The sequence below is a fragment of the Pseudactinotalea sp. Z1748 genome (assembly GCF_049725185.1).
Classification (GTDB): Bacteria; Actinomycetota; Actinomycetes; order Actinomycetales; family Beutenbergiaceae; genus CALKWS01.
The window spans coordinates 121,034-139,004 of record NZ_JBMPQB010000001.1; the positions used below are offsets into that span (position 1 = coordinate 121,034).

Annotated in this window: 22 protein-coding genes and 3 tRNA genes; 11 read left to right on the top strand and 14 right to left on the bottom strand. The window is 70.3% G+C overall.

All coding sequences use genetic code 11. The features are described from left to right. The first annotated feature begins 20 nt into the window (after positions 1-20). Together purF and purM are read left to right on the top strand one after the other, a co-directional pair. A complete protein-coding gene (gene purF, locus ACO0LU_RS00570; protein ID WP_424789492.1) occupies positions 21-1,577 on the top strand; it encodes an amidophosphoribosyltransferase in 1,557 nt (518 codons plus the stop codon). 47 nt (positions 1,578-1,624) lie between these two features. Further along, positions 1,625-2,743: a phosphoribosylformylglycinamidine cyclo-ligase gene (gene purM, locus ACO0LU_RS00575; protein WP_424790173.1), complete on the top strand. Its 1,119-nt coding sequence runs from the start codon at positions 1,625-1,627 to the stop codon at positions 2,741-2,743. A 105-nt stretch (positions 2,744-2,848) separates the two neighbouring features. Here the strand turns inward: purM and ACO0LU_RS00580 are convergent, their stop codons facing one another. The 7 genes from ACO0LU_RS00580 to ACO0LU_RS00610 all read right to left on the bottom strand — a co-directional run bounded on the left by ACO0LU_RS00580 (position 2,849) and on the right by ACO0LU_RS00610 (position 4,922). Continuing rightward, a complete protein-coding gene (locus tag ACO0LU_RS00580) occupies positions 2,849-3,022 on the bottom strand; it encodes a DUF3073 domain-containing protein (RefSeq protein ID WP_424789493.1) in 174 nt (57 codons plus the stop codon). A 168-nt stretch (positions 3,023-3,190) separates the two neighbouring features. Beyond that, the gene (locus tag ACO0LU_RS00585) at positions 3,191-3,466 is read right to left on the bottom strand and encodes a DUF3618 domain-containing protein (protein ID WP_424789494.1); all 276 of its coding nucleotides are present in this window, start codon (positions 3,464-3,466) and stop codon (positions 3,191-3,193) included. Next, on the bottom strand, positions 3,463-3,876 hold the full coding sequence (locus tag ACO0LU_RS00590; RefSeq protein ID WP_424789495.1) for a phage holin family protein: 414 nt from the start codon (positions 3,874-3,876) through the stop codon (positions 3,463-3,465). Before ACO0LU_RS00590 ends, ACO0LU_RS00585 begins: the two co-directional genes overlap by 4 nt. 152 nt (positions 3,877-4,028) lie before the next feature. After that, the gene (locus ACO0LU_RS00595) at positions 4,029-4,487 is read right to left on the bottom strand and encodes an RpiB/LacA/LacB family sugar-phosphate isomerase (protein WP_424789496.1); all 459 of its coding nucleotides are present in this window, start codon (positions 4,485-4,487) and stop codon (positions 4,029-4,031) included. Positions 4,488-4,606: 119 nt separating this feature from the next. Further along, positions 4,607-4,679 (bottom strand) — tRNA-Phe (locus tag ACO0LU_RS00600). Between the two features lie 53 nt (positions 4,680-4,732). Continuing rightward, positions 4,733-4,806: transfer RNA gene (locus ACO0LU_RS00605), tRNA-Asp, on the bottom strand. Positions 4,807-4,849: 43 nt separating this feature from the next. Continuing rightward, a tRNA-Glu gene (locus tag ACO0LU_RS00610) sits at positions 4,850-4,922 on the bottom strand. Positions 4,923-5,171: 249 nt separating this feature from the next. On the opposite strand from ACO0LU_RS00610, the gene ACO0LU_RS00615 reads away from it, so the two are divergent. After that, the gene (locus ACO0LU_RS00615) at positions 5,172-6,953 is read left to right on the top strand and encodes a MinD/ParA family ATP-binding protein (protein WP_424789497.1); all 1,782 of its coding nucleotides are present in this window, start codon (positions 5,172-5,174) and stop codon (positions 6,951-6,953) included. Positions 6,954-7,029: 76 nt separating this feature from the next. After that, positions 7,030-7,389 carry a metallopeptidase family protein gene (locus ACO0LU_RS00620; protein WP_424789498.1) on the top strand — a complete coding sequence of 120 codons (360 nt, stop codon included), beginning with the start codon at positions 7,030-7,032 and terminating at the stop codon, positions 7,387-7,389. A gap of 13 nt (positions 7,390-7,402) precedes the next feature. On the opposite strand, the gene galE is transcribed toward ACO0LU_RS00620, so the two are convergent. The 4 genes from galE to ACO0LU_RS00640 form a co-directional block, all read right to left on the bottom strand. Beyond that, entirely contained in the window at positions 7,403-8,365 is a 963-nt protein-coding gene (galE, locus tag ACO0LU_RS00625; RefSeq protein WP_424789499.1) for a UDP-glucose 4-epimerase GalE, read from the bottom strand. Beyond that, positions 8,362-9,204: a 5'/3'-nucleotidase SurE gene (gene surE, locus ACO0LU_RS00630; protein ID WP_424789500.1), complete on the bottom strand. Its 843-nt coding sequence runs from the start codon at positions 9,202-9,204 to the stop codon at positions 8,362-8,364. Before surE ends, galE begins: the two co-directional genes overlap by 4 nt. A gap of 91 nt (positions 9,205-9,295) precedes the next feature. After that, positions 9,296-9,727: a pyrimidine dimer DNA glycosylase/endonuclease V gene (locus ACO0LU_RS00635; RefSeq protein WP_424789501.1), complete on the bottom strand. Its 432-nt coding sequence runs from the start codon at positions 9,725-9,727 to the stop codon at positions 9,296-9,298. 22 nt (positions 9,728-9,749) lie between these two features. Further along, entirely contained in the window at positions 9,750-10,430 is a 681-nt protein-coding gene (locus tag ACO0LU_RS00640; protein WP_424789502.1) for an ArsR/SmtB family transcription factor, read from the bottom strand. Between the two features lie 98 nt (positions 10,431-10,528). Between ACO0LU_RS00640 and ACO0LU_RS00645 the strand changes: the two genes are divergently transcribed. The 3 genes from ACO0LU_RS00645 to ACO0LU_RS00655 all read left to right on the top strand — a co-directional run bounded on the left by ACO0LU_RS00645 (position 10,529) and on the right by ACO0LU_RS00655 (position 11,443). After that, a complete protein-coding gene (locus ACO0LU_RS00645; protein ID WP_424789503.1) occupies positions 10,529-10,861 on the top strand; it encodes an NIPSNAP family protein in 333 nt (110 codons plus the stop codon). Then, positions 10,858-11,205 carry an antibiotic biosynthesis monooxygenase family protein gene (locus tag ACO0LU_RS00650; protein WP_424789504.1) on the top strand — a complete coding sequence of 116 codons (348 nt, stop codon included), beginning with the start codon at positions 10,858-10,860 and terminating at the stop codon, positions 11,203-11,205. Before ACO0LU_RS00645 ends, ACO0LU_RS00650 begins: the two co-directional genes overlap by 4 nt. Before the next feature lie 79 nt (positions 11,206-11,284). Beyond that, a complete protein-coding gene (locus tag ACO0LU_RS00655) occupies positions 11,285-11,443 on the top strand; it encodes a hypothetical protein (RefSeq protein WP_424789505.1) in 159 nt (52 codons plus the stop codon). A gap of 78 nt (positions 11,444-11,521) precedes the next feature. Here ACO0LU_RS00655 and ACO0LU_RS00660 read toward each other — a convergent pair whose 3' ends face one another. Genes ACO0LU_RS00660 through ACO0LU_RS00670 form a run of 3 tightly spaced genes read right to left on the bottom strand, consistent with a single transcriptional unit; the run spans position 11,522 to position 14,116 of the window. Beyond that, complete coding sequence (locus ACO0LU_RS00660; RefSeq protein WP_424789506.1) at positions 11,522-12,349, bottom strand: ABC transporter permease; 828 nt, start codon at positions 12,347-12,349, stop codon at positions 11,522-11,524. Then, positions 12,342-13,067: an ABC transporter permease gene (locus ACO0LU_RS00665; RefSeq protein WP_424789507.1), complete on the bottom strand. Its 726-nt coding sequence runs from the start codon at positions 13,065-13,067 to the stop codon at positions 12,342-12,344. The genes ACO0LU_RS00660 and ACO0LU_RS00665 overlap by 8 nt, the downstream gene beginning before the upstream one ends. A gap of 41 nt (positions 13,068-13,108) precedes the next feature. Next, complete coding sequence (locus tag ACO0LU_RS00670; RefSeq protein ID WP_424789508.1) at positions 13,109-14,116, bottom strand: ABC transporter ATP-binding protein; 1,008 nt, start codon at positions 14,114-14,116, stop codon at positions 13,109-13,111. 52 nt (positions 14,117-14,168) lie between these two features. Here ACO0LU_RS00670 and ACO0LU_RS00675 point away from each other — a divergent pair, with 52 nt between their 5' ends. The 4 genes from ACO0LU_RS00675 (at position 14,169) to ACO0LU_RS00690 (ending at position 17,970) form a co-directional block, all read left to right on the top strand. After that, complete coding sequence (locus ACO0LU_RS00675) at positions 14,169-15,707, top strand: helix-turn-helix transcriptional regulator (RefSeq protein WP_424789509.1); 1,539 nt, start codon at positions 14,169-14,171, stop codon at positions 15,705-15,707. A gap of 88 nt (positions 15,708-15,795) precedes the next feature. Further along, positions 15,796-16,221 (top strand): peptide-methionine (R)-S-oxide reductase MsrB, encoded by a 426-nt coding sequence (gene msrB / locus ACO0LU_RS00680; protein ID WP_424789510.1) that lies wholly within the window; start codon positions 15,796-15,798, stop codon positions 16,219-16,221. A 10-nt stretch (positions 16,222-16,231) separates the two neighbouring features. Beyond that, positions 16,232-16,996, top strand: coding sequence for an endonuclease/exonuclease/phosphatase family protein (locus ACO0LU_RS00685; protein ID WP_424789511.1), 765 nt, complete (start codon positions 16,232-16,234; stop codon positions 16,994-16,996). Beyond that, complete coding sequence (locus tag ACO0LU_RS00690) at positions 16,993-17,970, top strand: EamA family transporter (protein ID WP_424789512.1); 978 nt, start codon at positions 16,993-16,995, stop codon at positions 17,968-17,970. The genes ACO0LU_RS00685 and ACO0LU_RS00690 overlap by 4 nt, the downstream gene beginning before the upstream one ends. Position 17,971: the final 1 nt, after the last annotated feature.

Below are 17,971 nucleotides of genomic sequence, written 5' to 3' on the forward strand. Positions count from 1 at the left end.
CCACACGCGGCCCTGGCGATATGTGGGACGATGGGGCCGTGGCGCGCGGAGATGGTCAACTCTCACATGAACTGCTCCCCGGGGAGAAGGGGCCCCAGGATGCCTGCGGGGTGTTCGGGCTCTGGGCACCGGGGGAGGAAGTGGCCAAACTCGCCTACTTCGGCCTATACGCCCTGCAGCACCGGGGCCAGGAGTCGGCCGGGATAGCAACCTCCAACGGTGAGCAGATCCTGGTGTACAAGGACATGGGCCTGGTTTCGCAGGTGTTCAACGACACCTCGCTGCGCCCGCTCACCGGGCACATCGCGCTGGGTCACGTGCGCTATGCCACCCACGGGGCTTCGGTGTGGGAGAACGCCCAGCCCACCCTCGGTCCGACGTCCTCGGGCACGATCGCGCTCGGCCACAACGGGAACCTGACGAACACCTCCGAACTCATCGCCCTGGTCGAGGAACGTTACGGCACCGCGGTGCGCCATCGACTCGACGGGTGCGCAACCGACACCACCGTGCTCACCGCGCTGCTCAGCGGCGACCCAGGCCATGACCTGGAGACCACCGCGATGGAGGTGCTGCCCCGGGTTCGCGGTGCCTTCTCACTCGCCTTCATCGACGAACACGGCCTGTACGCCGCCCGGGACCCTCAAGGCGTGCGTCCCCTGGTGCTGGGGCGCCTGGCCCGTGGCTGGGTGGTCGCCTCCGAGACCGCCGCCCTTGACATCATCGGTGCCTCCTTCGTGCGCGAGGTCGAGCCCGGCGAACTGATCGTGATCGACGACGACGGGCTGCGCTCGCGCCGCTTCGCCGCACCGGCTCCGAAGGGCTGTGTGTTCGAATACGTCTACCTGGCGCGCCCGGACACCACGATCGCCGGCAGGTCCGTGAACGCCGCCCGGGTGCAGATGGGGCGCTCGCTGGCCCGTGAGGCCCCGGCCGAGGCCGACCTGGTCATCCCGGTGCCCGAGTCCGGTACCCCGGCCGCGATCGGGTACGCCACCGAGTCCGGTATCCCGTTCGCCCAGGGGCTGACCAAGAACGCCTACGTGGGTCGTACCTTCATCGAACCCTCCGACACCATCCGGCAACTGGGAATCCGGCTGAAACTCAATCCGCTGCGGGAGGTGATCCGCGGCAAGCGCCTGGTGGTGGTGGACGATTCGATCGTGCGCGGCAACACCCAGCGCGCCCTGATCCGGATGCTGCGCGAGGCCGGAGCCGCCGAGGTGCACGTGCGCATCTCTGCCCCGCCGGTGAAGTGGCCCTGTTTCTACGGCATCGACTTCGCCACCCGCGCCGAACTGATCGCCAACGGGCTCAGCGCCGAGGAGATCGGCGCCAGCCTGGGCGCGGACTCGCTCGGATACATTTCCCTGGAGGCGATGATCGAGGCCACCGAGCAGGACGCGGCCAGGTTGTGCGCGGCCTGCTTCACCGGCGACTACCCGATCCCGGTGTCCGAATCAGCCGACCGCGCGGAGATGACCGACCAGGACGAACTTCCGCTGGGCAACCCCAGTGACGGGCTGCCGTCACTGTCCGTGGCCACCGGCGGCGAAGGAGCACTGCTGCGACCGTGAGGCCCGACGACGACCGCCAGCCGGGCACCCCGGGGGCACCGGAGGCAGTGCGCCCGGATGCACCGCTGACCTACGCCTCCGCGGGTGTCGACACCGAGGCCGGGGACAAAGCCGTGGAGTTGATGAAAGACGCGGTGCGCGCCACGCACACACCCGCCGTGATCGGTGGGGTGGGCGGGTTCGCCGGAATGGTGGACGCCTCGACCCTGAAGGACTACCGCCGTCCACTGCTGGCCACCTCCACCGATGGGGTGGGCACCAAGGTCGCCATCGCCCAGGAAATGGATGTGCACCACACGATCGGCTTCGACCTGGTGGGCATGGTGGTCGACGACATCGTCGTGGTCGGCGCCACGCCACTGTTCATGACCGACTACATCGCGACCGGCTCGGTGGTGCCCGAGCGCATCGCCGATATCGTGCGCGGGATCGCGCAGGCATGTCAGGTGGCCGGTACGGCGCTGGTGGGTGGAGAGACCGCAGAGCATCCCGGGCTGCTCGCCGCGGACGAGTACGACGTCGCCGGCGCGGCCACCGGAGTCGTGGAGGCCGACGACGTGCTGGGCCCGGACCGGGTCCGTGCCGGTGACGTGGTGGTCGCGATGGCCTCCTCCGGTCTGCACGCCAACGGGTACTCGCTGGTGCGCGCCGTGATCGCCCGATCCGGATGGGAACTGGACCGGCAGGTCCCGGAGTTCGCCCGTACCCTGGGCGCCGAACTACTGGAACCAACCCGGGTGTATGCCCTCGACGCCTTGGCCCTGGCCGCGCACGCCCCGGCACAGGTGCGCGCCTTCAGCCATATCACCGGCGGGGGGCTGGCGGCGAACCTGGCCCGGGTCCTGCCGGCCGATCTGGTGGCCACCGTGGACCGTTCGTCCTGGGACGTGCCGGCCGTGTTCGACGTGGTGCGCGGCCTGGGCGCGGTGCCGTGGGCGGATCTGGAGGCGACGTTGAACCTGGGTGTCGGGATGATCGCCATCGTGGCGGCAGACGGGGTGGATGAGACCCTTCGGCTGCTCGGCGAGCGCGACGTGCCCGCCTGGGCGCTGGGTCAGGTGCACCGGGCAGGCGACATCGATGAATGCGTGGCGCCGGTGGTGCGGGGCACCAAGGGTGTGCACGGCGGAGGTGTGCAGATGCACGGTGCGTACCGCACCGCGTGACGGCGTGGCCGTCGCCCGCTCCGGGCACCACTGAGGAACCGGGTGGTTCAGGGGTCACGGACCCCTGCGGCACACCTGGTCACGGCCTCAGTTCGGGGGCCTGTCTCAGTCGTCGTCGTCCTCGTCGGTCGCGGGCGGGATGTCGTACCGATCGGCAAGATCGGTCTGCGTCCCACCGGCGAGTTCGCGTTCGAGCGCCTCGTAGTCCGTCTCGGGGCTGTAGTACTTCAACTTCCGAGCGACTTTGGTCTGCTTTGCCTTCTGACGGCCGCGCCCCATGAGCGAGACCCCCTCCACCGGATACTGCCGGGGTCACACCGTCCGAGGACGTAGTGACCACCGGGATTTGGTCAATGTGTCGTACTACCACCGTACATGTAGGCGGTGGCGATGGGCCAACTGGTTACCTGCGGCAGGCGATCCGAGGCCCGGGGAAAAACGCGGGGATCAGCGGCTACGGCGCAGGATCGTCACGCCGATCACACCAATGACCGCAGCAGCCACGCCGCCGACGATGGAGACCGCGCGTGGCTCGCCCGACTTGACGTCGTTGACGAAACCGGAGACCTGGGTGCGCGGGTCGACGCGGTCGACCAAGGCATCCACGCTGCGGGTCAGTTCGAGCCGCTTGGCCGCCAGGTCCGCCTCGATCTCGTCGGCGGTGCGCTTACGGGTCTCCTTGGGGTCGGCTGCCCCGGGCCCCTTGCCGGTCTCGGTGCTCATGACTTGACTCCCTGCTTGACGGCTTCGACGTCCTTCTTGATGTTCTCACCGGTGTGGGGCGACGGCGCCTTGGACAGGGCGGACTTGCCGAGCAGCGCCAGGATCACGACGACCACGAGCAGCACCCCGGCCACGATGAGCGAGGCCGCCCAGTAAGGCATCACGGTGGCGAGACCGAACATCCCGGCGGTGAGCAGCCAACCGAGCATGAACAGCCCGAAAACCCCGGCACCGACGAACAGGCCGATACCCAGGCCCATCGCCTTGCCCTTCTCGGTGAGTTGGGTCTGAACGAGTTCGATCTCGTCACGCACCAGCGCGGAGATGTTCTCGGTGACCTTGGCCAGCAGTGCGCCGACCGAGGGCGTTTCGCCGGAGGGAACTCTCGTATTGTGACTGTCCTGGACCATTTTTTGTCTCCGTCCTGCGTTATCCCTCACCCTAGTCTGCTGACTCAGCCAACCGCCCCTGCGGCTTCGGGGCAACTCAGGACGCGGATTAAGCCCATAGTGGCGCCGCCCGCTCGACCGGCGCCGGCCGGTCCGGCCGCCGCGACGGCGCGTCAGCGTGTTTCGTAGTCATCGATCTCGGTGAGCCGGAGCCCGTAGTTGCTCGCCGGATCGTGACGCAGGTCCAGCCACACATCGACCAGCGCCTTCGCCGCCACCGGGGCGATCACGTTCTGACCCATGCACAGGATCTGTGCGTCGTAGTTCTCCACCGACCCGCGCACGGTGAGGAGGTTGTGCGCAGTGGCCGCCCGGGCGCCCTTGACCTTGCTCGCCGCGATCGCGGTGCCGATCCCGGTTCCGCAGACCAGGATCGCGCGCTCGGCCGTGCCGTCGAGCACGGCACGGGCCGCTTGGAAGGACACCTGCGGATAGGTGATCTCCGCCGTGGAAAGGTCGATGACTTCGCTCACGCGCGGGTCCGCCTCCAAGTGGGCCTTCAGTTCGTCCTTCAGCGCCGCCCCGTTGCCCGGTGCTCCGATCGCGACTCGCATCTTGAGGTCCCTTTCCATGGGTGTTCCTCGGCTCGATGCTGCTACGGATCGGCCGGGGAGGCTCCCACCGGCGACCCCTCCCCGGGAAGAGAAACGCCGCAGGCTTCTGACCTGCGGCGCAATCCCGTATTCGAAGGTGGCTCCGACCGGCGTCGATCCGGTGACCTTTCGATTTTCAGTCGAACGCTCTACCAACTGAGCTACAGAGCCCCGAGACGAACGCCCGGCCACCATGGTGCGGGTGGGCCGGGCTTGTTGTCTCGCGACCCCGACCGGACTTGAACCGGCGGCCTCCGCCGTGACAGGGCGGCGCTCTAACCAACTGAGCTACGGGGCCTTGCAAATACTGATGGTACTGGACATTCTCTTGTTGCGATTCGCACCCCCAACGGGATTCGAACCCGTGCTACCGCCGTGAAAGGGCGGGGTCCTAGGCCGCTAGACGATGGGGGCCCGGTCTGTTCCTACTGGACGCCCGTGACGCACTTCGGCGCCCCAAGACCTCCGAAATCATACGGTACCCAACTGCGGCAGGGCAAAACGGCCCGGTGTGGTCTTGCGCACCCTGGTGAGCGCCGGCGGAACCGGGCGGTTGCGAACCGGCACCCGGGTGGGTTGGCCGACTCGAAGCGCGTGCGGCTGCTGGTTGTCGATAGAGTGCTGGGGAATCCGCACGTGACCCGATCTACTGAGGAGTAAGCGATGGGGATCGGAGAGCACAGTGTGCTTCCCGAGGTCTTGGCGCAGGTGCGTTCCGAGCGCACCGCGGTGGTGGCGTTCAACGGCGGCACCTACGAGCTGAGCGGACGGGATCTCGCCGATACCCGGGCGGAGGCCCTGCACTACATCACCGGCTTGGCGGCACAGATCGTCGGTGGGCCGGTACAGGTCGCACTGACGGATCCGGACGGTACGGGGTGGCGGCTGGTGGTGACCCCGGATGGGGAGGTGATCGATGAGGCGCCGGCGGCAGGGGGAACGATGAACACCGTAGCCGAGGACCACAGCCCGGCCCCGACGGCAGGCTCGGCCGAGGAGGCCTCGCCGGCCACCGCCACCGCCGTCGGATCCGGCACCCTGGATCCCGAGACGGCGGACCCGGCGATTCTGGCCGCGCCCACTGCGGCCGACCCGGCTGCCCGGCCCGACCTGGGCCTCGGCGTCGAGCCGGGGCCGGAGGCGTTCGCGCCCCCAGCAGCCCCCGAACGTCGTTCCGTGCGACCCGCGTTCTCGCCCGGCTCGGTCTCGCACGCCTTCCGGGACCAGCCCGGAGCACCCGCGGCGCCGGCGGCGCCGGAACAGGTGGGCGGATTGCGCGATGTGTTGGGCAGCACCGCTCGGGCACAGGAGACCGAGGTACTGCCGGAGATCCCGGGCGCTCCCGGCCCGGCCGCTCCCGGCCCCGCCGGAGGAGCCTACGCCCCGCCGGGCCACGACGGGCACAGCCATGCCGCGTTGCCCGGAACAGTACCGCCGCCGGATCACTACGGCCCGGGTGAATCCCCCGTGCGCCACACCGGCAGCGCACAATCCGGTGACGACGCCCAGTCCTCCCCCCGGCGTCGGGAACTGCGGGAGTCGTTCCTGCGCACCGAGCAGGCCGAGGCCCCGGCGACGCAGGGGGTGCGCGGTGCCCTGACCAAGGTCGGTATCCGCACCAGTCCCAGCGCGACCGAGCGTGCCGAGCGGGCCGATGTCAACGCCGTCTCCCAGCACTGGCCCGGGGTGCGCACGATCGCGGTGGTCAACGGTAAGGGTGGGGCGAACAAGACCCCGACGACGGCGCTGCTGGCGGCGGTCTTCGCGCGCAACTCCGGTGCGGCGACCCTGGCCTGGGACAACAACGAGACGCGCGGGACGCTGGGCTGGCGCACCGAGCAGGGCAAGCACGAGGCCACCGTGCAGGAGTTGTTGCCCCGGGGGCACGCGCTGCTGGATCCGGCGGCCAAGGCCGGGGACATCTCCCACTTCGTGCATCACCAGGCCGCGGACAAGTACGACGTGCTGCGGTCCAATCCGAATGTGCTCTCCGCCGAGCAGCGCATCACCGGGGAGGACGTGGATCTGGTGCACGACGTGGCCGGGCGCTACTACCGGCTCATCTTCATCGACTCCGGCAACGATGAGTCCGCCGACCACTGGTTGCGGATGATCGACAAGGCCGACCAGTTGGTCGTGGCCACGATCGCCAAGCCCGAGCACGCCGAGGCCGGTGCGCTACTGCTGGAGGCCCTGGGCCAGCGTGATGAGCACAGCGCCCGGTTGGCCCACGGCGCCGTGGTGGTGGTCTCCCAGGCCCGGGAGAAGGACGTGAATCCCTCGGTGCAGCAGATCGCCGACGGGTTCGCCGGCTGGGTGCGCGAGGTGGTCACCATTCCCTATGACCGGGCGATGGTGGAATCGGTGCTGCGGTTCGAATCGCTGGCGGCGGAGACCCAGCGCGCCTGGCTGCGTGCCGGGGCCGCGGTGGCCGGAGGCCTGTGACCGGGGTGCCGACCGGTCCCAGCCGCCGAGTTGCCGGGACGGCGGCTGCCACCGGCGCGAGCGGGTGCACAGCGCCATGATCGAGATGTCGATGGAGCAGTTCGAGGAGGCGGTGGCCGACGGGCTGGATCTGATCCCGGACGAGTTGGCCGACCTGATGGACAACGTGGTGGTGCTGGTCGAGGACGAACCCCCGGCCGATGCCGGCGAACCCGATCTGCTCGGGCTGTACGAGGGCGTCCCGCTGACTGAGCGCGGAGAGTGGTGGGCGGCCGGTTCGCTACCGGACCGGATCACGATCTTTCGTAACCCCACGCTGCGCCTGTGCGACAACGAGGCGGAGGTGGTCGAGGAGGTTGCGATCACGGTGGTGCACGAGATCGCCCATCACTTCGGCATTGACGATGAACGCCTGCACGACCTCGGCTGGGGCTGATGGCGGGGTAGGGTCACGCCTGGTGCCGGCGGGCCCGCCAGGCGCTGGTGACCATCTGCTCCAGGCTGTGGCGCATCGTCCAGCCCAGGTCGCGGGCAGCCAGTTCACCATCGGCCACGATCCGGGCCGGGTCGCCCGGGCGGCGCTCCGCTTCGATGGGGTCGAAGTCGATCCCGGTGCCGGCGGCCATCGCGTCCATGATCTCCCGGACCGACACGCCGGTGCCGCTGCCCAGGTTGTACACCGGCTCCAGGGCGGTCCCCTGCGCCAACGCCTTTGCCGCCTCCACGTGGGCCACGGCCAGGTCCGCGACGTGGATGTAGTCCCGCACGCAGGTGCCATCCGGAGTCGGGTAGTCGGTGCCGTTGATCTGCGGGGTGCGGCCGGCGGCCAGGGCTTCCAACACCAGCGGGAACAGGTTGTGCGGGGAGGTGTCGGGAAGGTCGGGAGATCCGGAGCCCACCACATTGAAGTACCGCAGCGACGTGTGCCTCAGCCCCACGGCCCGCGCCTGATCGGCCAGTAGCCACTCGCCGATCAGTTTGGACTCCCCATAGGGCGACTCCGGCGCTGTGGGCGTGGACTCGGTGACCTGCTCGGCCTCCGGGGTCCCGTAGACCGCGGCGGAGGAGGAGAACACGATCGAGTTGACCTGAGCCTGCGCCATCGCCTCCAGCACCGAGATCGTGCCGGTCACGTTCTGGGCATAGGTGTGCAGCGGCCGTTGCACCGAGACACCGGCGTACTTGAACGCGGCCACGTGCACCACCCCGGAGATCCGGTGCTCCACCAGGGCGCTGCGGACCGCCTCGGTGTCCAGGATGGAGGCGCGGACGAACGGGACTCCCTCCGGCACGAAGTCGGCGTGCCCGCTGGAGAGGTCATCGATCACGACGGTGCCGATGCCCTGCCCGGCAAAAGCTCGCACGACGTGCGCACCGATATACCCGGCGCCCCCGGTGACCAACCACGTCATCGCGGCACCCCTGCGCGACCCCGAGCGAAGGAGAGATCGTCGAAGGCGGGCAGGGCGGCCTCGTGCACGTCGTGACGGGGCGCCCGGATCAGTGACAAGGTGGCCCAGCCCTGCATCAGTTCGTGCACGTCGGTGCCCTCGGGGAAGGTCGCGGGCGCCTCGCCGCTGTCGTCCATGTGCGCGAACAGGATCTGCCGCACCGATCGGTCCACGGTGTCCGGCAGCGTCCCGAAGGTCGCGAGTTCGGCCGGGCGCAGGCCGCGGAGCCGCTCCAGGGGAACGTCGGGAATGTTGATGTTGAGCACCCGGCCGTCCTGGGGGTGGGTCTTCAACCAGTGCAGGGCCTCGGCGATCACCGGGTAGGCGGTGTCCCAGTGCTCGGGGTCGAACGAGGCACTGGAGGCAGCCAGGGCCGGGATGCCTTGGGCTGCCGCGGACAGGGCGGCACCGACCGTGCCGGAGTGCACCACCGCGGGACCGACGTTGGGCCCCAGGTTGATCCCGGACAGCACCAGGTCCGGACGCGGCCCGAACGCGCCCATCCCGGCGGCGTAGGCGATCGCGGCCGGGCTGGCGTGCACGGCGATGGACTCGACGTCATCGGAGATTCCCGGGGGGCGCGCGGTCGAGATCCGCAAGCCGTGCTGGGGCCTGCTGGGTCCGGACGGGTAGCCGGCGGTGTTGTCGCCGTTCTCCGCGCTGAGTGCGGCGCTGTATCCGGAGTACTGGCGGTTCGGCGCGGCGATGATCACCTCGTGCCCAGCTTCATGGGCCACGTTGGCCAGGACGGTCAGTCCGGGGGAGGAGACCCCGTCGTCGTTGGTGATCAGGACGCGCATCGCACAAGTTCTCCTTCGTGGCAGGGGGCTGGCCTGCCTGGTTGGTCCGCGCACCATTGTGCCCGGTGCCCGAGCGGGGCGGCGAACGGGTTCAGCCCCGCTCCCAGGGCTCCACGGGGCCGGGGACCACCATGAACAGCGGATGCGGGTCCGGGGGGTCATCGGCGTCCAGGGCCGCTACCGTCGCCGGGCTGCGGTGCACGAGTTTGGCCCGCAGGTGGGCTCGTTCGAACTCCACCTGCCCCGAGGTGACTGCGACGGGGGCTTCCGCGGGAGGTGCGTTGTCGATGCGCGTGCGGTCGAACCGGTAGCCTCGGGCGTCGGCCTCGTCGGCGACGTGCCGCAGGTAGCACCTGATCGAGCCGGCAGGGTCCGGGGTGGTCCGGAACCGGTCCAACTGAGGATGGCTGCGGTAGCCGACGGTACGTCCGGTCAGCACGGCTTGGGCCAGGAGGGCCTCCCGCCAGCACGCCAGCAGCCCCTGCCGATCCAGGTATCGCGGGTGCAGTGACCACAGGCGCATGGCTCATGCTGGCACGCGCACGTCAGGGCCTGCCATCGAAGACGCCGGGAAAGTGGCTGGGCAGATGGCGCTGGCCGGCCCTGGTCAACCGGATCGTGCGGGGTCTGTCGCCGCGGACCATCCAGCCGTGGGCCAACAGCCACGCGAGCAGGCCGGCGCCCAGAAGTCCGCCCAGATGGGGACGCCGTTCGGTCCAGTCCAGGCACCGCCGGGCCAGCGGCCGGTCCGTACGGGCAACGGCAGCCGTTACGCCTAGCTCGTCGAAGAACGTGCGCCCGATGGTGGTGAGCCGGAGTGCCGACCCTTCTTCCTGCGTCAGGTAGCCGGCGCGGATGCAGTCCTCGTACACGGCCACGGCGACCGCTCCGGCGAGGTGGTCGTAGCAACTGCGGGCCAGGTCCAGGCCGGCGGGATGCGGTCGGGGTGGTGCCGCGGCGGGGTCGGCACCGAGCGACTCCAGCATCTCGGCGACCTCGGGCCCGGCGAGCCGGTAGTAACGGTGCCGCCCGGAGGGCTCCACGGTCACCAGTGCGGCATCGCGCAGCCTGGCCAGATGTTCACTGGCGGTAGCGGTGGCCACGCCCACGTGCCGGGCGAGTTCGGTCACCGTGTACGCGCGGCCGTCGAACAGGGCGGTGAGCAGGGCGACCCGGCTGCGGTCGGCCAGCATCGCGCCGACGAGGACCAGCCGTTCGGACGTCACTGTCCTTACGGTACCGATGCCCACTTCGGCGCAGCCCGAAACATCGCACGGTTGACTCGGCAGCGACCGAAACCCATCGAGCCACCCAGGAGGGGCACATGGCCATCACGTGCATCATTCGCTACGAGATCGATCCCTATCGGCAGGAGGACTTCGAGCACTATGCCCGGACCTGGGGGGAGGCGATCCCCCGCGCCGGCGCCGACCTGCTGGGCTATTTCGCTCCTCACGAAGGTTCGCTGACCACTGCCTACGGGATCTACACCCTCCCCGACCTGGCCTCCTATGAGGCCTACCGGCAACGACTGGCGCAGGATCCGCTGGGACGGCGCAACTACGAGTTCGCCAGGCAACGACAGTTCATCCGCTCCGAGGAGCGCCTCTTCACCCGGCCGGTCTCCGGTCCGCACGCCCCGGGAACTCCGGGATGATCGCGGTCATCTTCGAGGTGTGGCCCGAACCGGCTCAGCGGGAGCGGTACTTCGACCTGGCCGGGCAGTTGCGCGCCGAGCTGGAGGACGTGGACGGGTTCATCTCCATCGAACGATTCGAGAGCCTGACCGAGCCGGGCAAAGTGTTGTCGCTGTCGTTCTGGCGCGACGAGGACGCGGTGCGCACGTGGCGCACGAACGCCGCACATCGGGACGCGCAACGGGCCGGGATCACCGAGGTGTTCGCCCACTACCGGCTCCGCGTCGCCGGGGTCAGCCGTGACTACGGGATGTCCGACCGTGCGCAGGTGCCCACCGACAGTGCTGCGACTCTGGCCCGGTAGGGACTCTCCGGGCCCGAGTCGCGGCGGCGGGTCGGGCCACCTAGCCTGAGATGGCGCCACCCGAATGAGGAGGACTGTGATGACATCGGAGGGGACCTCCCGCCCGAAGCCAGAGGCGGACCAGGACAACGTGCCCGGCTCCCAGCATGGGGACACCCCCCAGGACGAGCAGCAACCGACCCGGAGTGGGGGCCCGGGGGCGGACCCGGAGTTGCCCGAGGAGGAACGCGAGCGCTGACCGCCAGGATCACCGGGCGCGCGTGCTGCGGTCCGGGCCACCGCACCGCGTCGTTCGCGGCTGGTGACGCCGGCCTGATCACTCCTGCAGATCGATGCTGCCGTCGCGCCGGCCGGACCCGGCGAAGGCGGTGAATGCCACGGCGGCGAGCACGAACCACACCAGGCCGGCGCCCAGTGCGGCGCCGGCGGCCACCGCGAGCGAACCGGCGTCGGCGGTGCCGGCCTGCAGATCACGGATCGCGCCCAGCCCGTGGGTGATCGGCAGACCCTGCCCGGCGGCCTGGAGCCACCCCGGCCAGATGAGCGTCGGCACGGTCACGCCGGTGATCAGCATGACCACCGTGTGGCTGACGTTGCTGGCCACGTTGCGCCACCGCGGCCCGCGCAGCACCAGCGCAGCCACGAACAGCGCCACCGCGTACATCGTGGTTGCGGTGAGCACCAGCATCGCGAAGGCTCCCAGGGCACCGGCCAGGCTCCAGCGCACCCCGAACAGTGGCCCGAGGGCGAACAGCGCAACACTGGCGGTGGCGATCCCGCTGGGCAGCCACTGCACCGAACGGCCCACGAACACCGGCCACAGCGGCCCTGGTGCGGCCACCAGTAGCCCCATGGTCCCGGTGAACCGTTCCCAGGTGGTGGAGGGCACCGACATGAACACCTCCACCACACACGCCATCACAGCCTGGCCGATGAACAGGTAGAGCACCGCCCCGGGCTCATCGAGCAGCAGCCCGATCAGGGCGAAGAAGGTCACCTGCATCAGGATCCGGCCGAGCCAGCCAACGCTCCAGGTCAGGGGCGTGTAGGTGGCGCGCATGTCGGCGAACGCGGTGCGGGTGGCGGCCCGGGCGATCGCCCACGGCCCGGGCACCCGGTGGCCGGGTAGCACGCGCTCATGCATGGGCCAGCCTCCCCGTCATCCGCACCCGACGCAGCGTCCGGTCGAGCAGCACGTGGCTGAGTACGAACCCGGCCGCTCCGAGCAGGGCCACGAGCAGCAGCCGCAGTACCGCGGCGTCGACCGGCCCGGTGGCGAGGGAATCGCGCAGCAGGTCCGCCGACCAGGACAGGAACACCGCCCGGGCCGGCCACGTCAGCCAGTCCGGGAGCAGCGCCACCGGCACGATCACCCCGCCGAGCACGAAGAACGGGTAACTCAGCGAGTTCTGGAACGTGCGCGCCGAGCGGGCCAGCACGAACACGCACGCCATCACCCCGGCCCACCCGGTCATCGCCATCAAGGTCAGCGCGACGGTGATCAGGAACAGGCCCGGATGGATGATCATCACCGGCTCCCCGGTCAATGCCCAGCCCACCAGCCAGGACTCGGCGAAGGCGACCGTGGAGATGCTCGTGACCGCGCTGATCCGCCCGAACAGCACCGCGGCGAACGGCGCCGGTGCGGCGAGCAACGCCTCCAGGGAGCCGTTCTCCCGTTCCCGGGAGATCAACTCCCCGGCGGTCTGCAGCGACATCGCCCACAACGCCATCAGCGCCGGAGCCAGCACGCCGTAACTGCTCAGGTCACCTCGCCCGGCGTGGGTGAAGATCGAGACGAACACCGCGGTCAGCAGCGGTGCGGTGAACAGCGCCAGGAACCAGTCCGGGGTGCCCCGCATCATTCGCACCTGGTGGGCGAAACCCGCCCGGGCCGGGCCGATCACACGCCCATCCCGCGGCGCTGCCCGACGGCATCGGTCCCGAGCAGGTCCAGGTAGACATCCTCCAACGACGGCGGAGCGGAGGTGATCTGGGTGTGTCCGGCGGCCAGCACGGTACGCAGGGCGGCCGAGACGGCCTCGGCGCCACCGGTGACGGTGATCTGCAGCACGCCCGAGCGCGCGTCGTGCACGGCGTGGATCCGCTCGGCCGCGTCGGGCAGGGCACCCAGTGCGCCGGTGAGCGCTTCCGCCGAAGCGGGGTCGACGTCGTCCACCGTGATCTGCTGGGAGCCGGCCACCATGGCCCGGACCTGCGCCGGTGGGCCGGTGCCCAGGATCCGGCCCTGATCGATGAAGGTGACCGAGTCGCACAGGGCCTGGGCCTCGGCCATATCGTGGGTGGTGAGCAGCACCGTGCGGCCCTCGCCCCGCAGTTCGGTAACCAACGTGCGAAAGTCGCGGGCGGAGACCGGGTCCATGCCGACGGTCGGCTCGTCCAGCAACAGCACCCTTGGTTCGGCGACCAGGCCGCGGGCCAGGTGCAGGCGCTGCTTCATGCCCCGGCTGAAGGTCTCCACCTTCTCCGTTGCCCGTTCGCCGAGGCCGAGCCGCTCCAGCAGTTCGGTCGAGCGCCGCCGCCCGGCCCGGGCACCCAGGCCGTGCATGGCACACCAGAACTGCAGGTTCTCCATCGCGCTGAGCCGTTCGTACAGACCCCGCTCACCTCCGAAGACGATCCCGATCAGGCGGCGCACGGCGGCAGCCTCGGTCACCACGTCGTGGCCGAGCACGCGGGCGCGGCCTGAGGTCGGCAGCAGCACCGTGGCGACGATCTTGCAGATCGTGGTCTTACCCGCTCCGTTGGGACCCAGCAGCCCGTGCACCAGCCCGCTCGAGGCGCGGGCGGGCAGGCGTAGGTCCACGTTGTCCAGGGCGACGCGTTCTCCCTGACCGCGGCGGCGGAAGGTGCGCCGTAGCGACTGCAGGTCCAGTGCCAACTCGTTCACGCCATCCAGGATGGTGCGACGCCGCGGGGCGAACCTAGTCAATAATGCGTAGATGACCTCGGTCGACGCCCGGTGCGGGCACCTGCTCCAGGACGCCCGGGCCAGGTGGCTCCTGGGTGATGCTGCCGGGACCTGGGCGGCGCTGGCGCAGGCCGAGGAGCTGGCCGGAGCCGACCGCCGCCTCCAGATCCTGGTGCTGGCCGAGCGGTCGGTGGCGTGCGTGCGGGCCGAACGCGCCACCGAGGCACTCGCTGCCGCATCGCAGTGCCTGGCGCTGGCGGCCGAGCCGGCCGAGGCGCCCGGCGCGGCCGGGCAGCCGCGCCCGGCGGAACGGGACCGCTGGCTCGGCGAGGCAGGACCGAGCGCGCAGGACGACGCGGTACGTGCAGCGGTGGCCGATGCGCGGGTCAGCCACGCCCTCGCTCGCGGCGGGGCGATCTCCGCCGGGCGCCGGAAGGAGGAGGCCATCGCCGAGGCCGTGGCCGACCTCGACGCCGTGGCTACCAGCGGTGATCCGGCGCTGGTGGGAGCGCGCATCCGGGCCATCACCGGAGCACTGGTGCTGCGGCTGGCCGGTATCGAGGCGGACCTGGGCAGTGGGCACGGGGAGGCGCAGGCCTGGATCTGGGTCTCCCGCGCCCGCGTGCTCAGCGAGCAGTTGCGCGACCCCGGAACGGTCGTGCGCCAGGCGGTGGATCTGGGTTTCCACACCGGGCAGTGGGCGCGCGCCTGGGACCACGCCCTCAGCGACATCGACCGGGACAAACACCGCAACGAACAGGTGGCGCTGCTGACCAAGGCAGCCCAACTGGCCTGGGAGCGTGGTTGGGAGGACCACGCCCGGCACTACGGCCAGCAGGCCCTCGCGGCCAGCGTCGGGGTGGACCTGCCATGGGTGCGTGTGTACGCCTACCTGGGTGGGGTGATCGCCGCGGCCGCGGGGGCGGGCTCAGTGGAGGCCGCACTGCGCGCCTACACCCGGTGTACTCCCCGCGCCGGGCACGCCACCCGGCCGAACCGCGCGTGGCTGGCCGCCCAGGTGGCCCTGGATGCCGGTCTTCCGGCAGCGCAGGTGCGGACGTTCCTGGACCAGACCCTGCCCGGTGGACTGGAGCATCCGGCGCTGCATGCGGCAGCCGAGGTGCAACTTCGCCACCGGGAGGGCAGGCCAGTCGATCCCGACCTGTTCAAGGCCGCGGACATCCCCCGGCAACTGGCCCCGGAACGGGCGCGGATCCTGTTGGTGCGTGCTGCCGAACGCAGCCGGACCGGGCTGCACACCGCTGCCGCACAGGATCTGGCGCGGGCCCGCACCATCGTGCGGCACTGGCCCGGTCGCGTCCTGCAGCGAGTCGAAGCAGCGGTGGAGCAGGTGACTCCCTCGGTGCCGGGCACCCCCGCCCAACGCCGGGTGCTCGGCCTGCTCGTCGAGGGCTGGAGCAACCGGGACATCGCTGAGCGCCTGGGCTGCTCCCAGCGCACGGTCGCAGTGCACGTCTCGGCGCTGCTGGCCGCCTCGGGCACCGCCTCGCGCACCGAACTCGCCGGGCAGGAGTTGCGTCGTCGTCTGCTCGGCAGCGACTACGGATAGTCGATCCCCGGCCCGGCGATGCCGAAAGTGAGGGGACGCCGTGGGAGTCCGCTGGGACACGTGCGCCGTCATGGGTGAGGATAGAGGCATGCGTGAGGTGAGGAACGACTACGAGGTGACCAAGACCGAGGAGCAGTGGCGGGCCGAACTCGACCCTGCCGAGTACCAGGTGCTCCGGCAGGCCGGTACCGAGCGACCCGGCACCGGGGAGTTGCTGTATGAGGACCGGGTGGGGATCTACTCCTGCCGGGCCTGCGGGGCCGAACTGTTCCGCTCCGAGACCAAGTTCGATGCCCACTGCGGCTGGCCCAGTTTCTACCGACCGAGCGCCGGTGATGCGGTGGAACTGCTCGAGGACCGGTCCCTGGGCATGGTCCGCACCGAGGTGCGCTGCGCCTCGTGCGGCTCCCACCTGGGGCACCTGTTCGACGACGCACCCCAGACTCCGACCGGCGATCGGTACTGCATGAACTCGGTCGCGATGAGATTCGCCCCGGAGGCCAACGATCGATGAAGGCCACCTGATGACATCTGTCCGTGTACTGACTGCCAACATCCAGTCCGGCCTATCGGCCGCAGGTGCGCCCACCACCGGCCCCGAGCTGGCTGCCGCCTTCACCGGGATCGAGACGGACGTGGTGCTGCTGCAGGAGGTGGACAGGTACCAGAACCGCAGCAACCGAATCGACCAGGTGTCGATCATCGCCGAGGCCCTCGGACTTTCGCACCACCGGTATGCAGCCGCGCTGGCCGGGAACGTGCGCGGCCTGCGCTGGACGGCCGATCCGATCGGGCAGCATCCCGGACCGGCATACGGGGTGGCGTTGGTCAGCCGGTTCCCGATCACCGCCTGGTTCGCCACGCGGCTGCCACAGGGCGTGCGGCGCCTACCCACCCTGAAGGGATTGCGGCCGGGCTGGTGGGTGCACGAACCCCGGGTGGGGCTGGCCGCTGTGCTGCAGGGCCCCGACGGCCCCTTCGCGGTGGCCTGTACCCACCTGTCCCTGTTGCCGCCGGTGGCCGGGCGGCAGTTGCAGACCCTGCTTTCCGGCGTGGACGGGCTGGGCCGGCGCGCGATCGTGGCCGGAGACTTCAACCTGCCGACCCGCACGGTGCGCAGGATCGCCCCGGACTGGCACCTGCCCGAGGCGCTGACCTTCCCCGCCGGCACCCCGGTTCGACAGATCGATCACATCCTGGTCCGGGGCGGGACCACCGTGAACACCGCATCGCGCCGGCTGGCCATCTCCGATCACCGGGTCCTGGCCACCGAGGTGCACTGGGCATGAGGAACCCCCTGGACCGGGTCCCGGCGCCGCTGCTGTTCCTGATCGCCGGTGCCTCCCAGTACCTGGGCGCGGCGATCGCCGTCGGCCTGTACCCGCTGATGCCCGCGCACACGGTGGCCTGGCTTCGTTCGGTGGTGTGCGCACTGATCCTGCTGGTGCTGGTGCAGCCCTGGCGGCGCCAGCACTGGACCCGCCGCACGTTCACCCAGAGCGCGGTCTTCGGCGTGGTGCTGATGGCGATGAACATGCTGTTCTACATCTCCATCGAGTACCTGCCGCTCGGTGCGGCGGTGGCGATCGAGTTCGCCGGGCCGGTCGCCGTGGCGGCCTGGGGCGGGCGCACGCTGCGGCAGCGGGTGGCGATCGTGCTGGCCGCGTTCGGCGTGGTAGCGATCTCGGTGCTCGGGCTGGACTGGGCCGGTGCCGAATCGGGCTGGCACCTCCTGCTCGGGATCGCCTGCGCGCTGGCGGCGGGCTCGGCGTGGGCGGTGTACATGCTGCTGGGTGGCCGGATCGTAACCGAACGGGACGGGATCTCCTCCCTGGCGGTGGGCACCGCCGTGGCCTCGGTACTGTTCGCCCCGATCGCTGCGCCGTGGGCGGGGCCGGCGCTGTCGATGGACGTGTTCGTGGTGGTGGTCGCCGTGGGGGTGCTCACCTCGGTGATCCCCTACATGCTGGACCAGGTCACCCTGAAACGGCTGCGGATGGCGACCTTCGCGCTGCTGAACGCACTGTTGCCCGCTTCGGCGACCGTGATCGCGCTGCTGGTGCTGGGTCAACGGCCCACCTCGTGGGAACTGGTCGGGCTGGCGGCGATCAGTGTGGCGTTGGCCCTGGCCGGCCGTCGCACACGATCCGGGGCCGGCCGGTTGCGTCCACGCGATTCCGGTGACCGTGACCGATCATCCGTCCAACCCGGCGTGGCTGCCGCGAAAGAGGCCGAGGGCGGACCGCCCGGTCCATCGGGCTGAG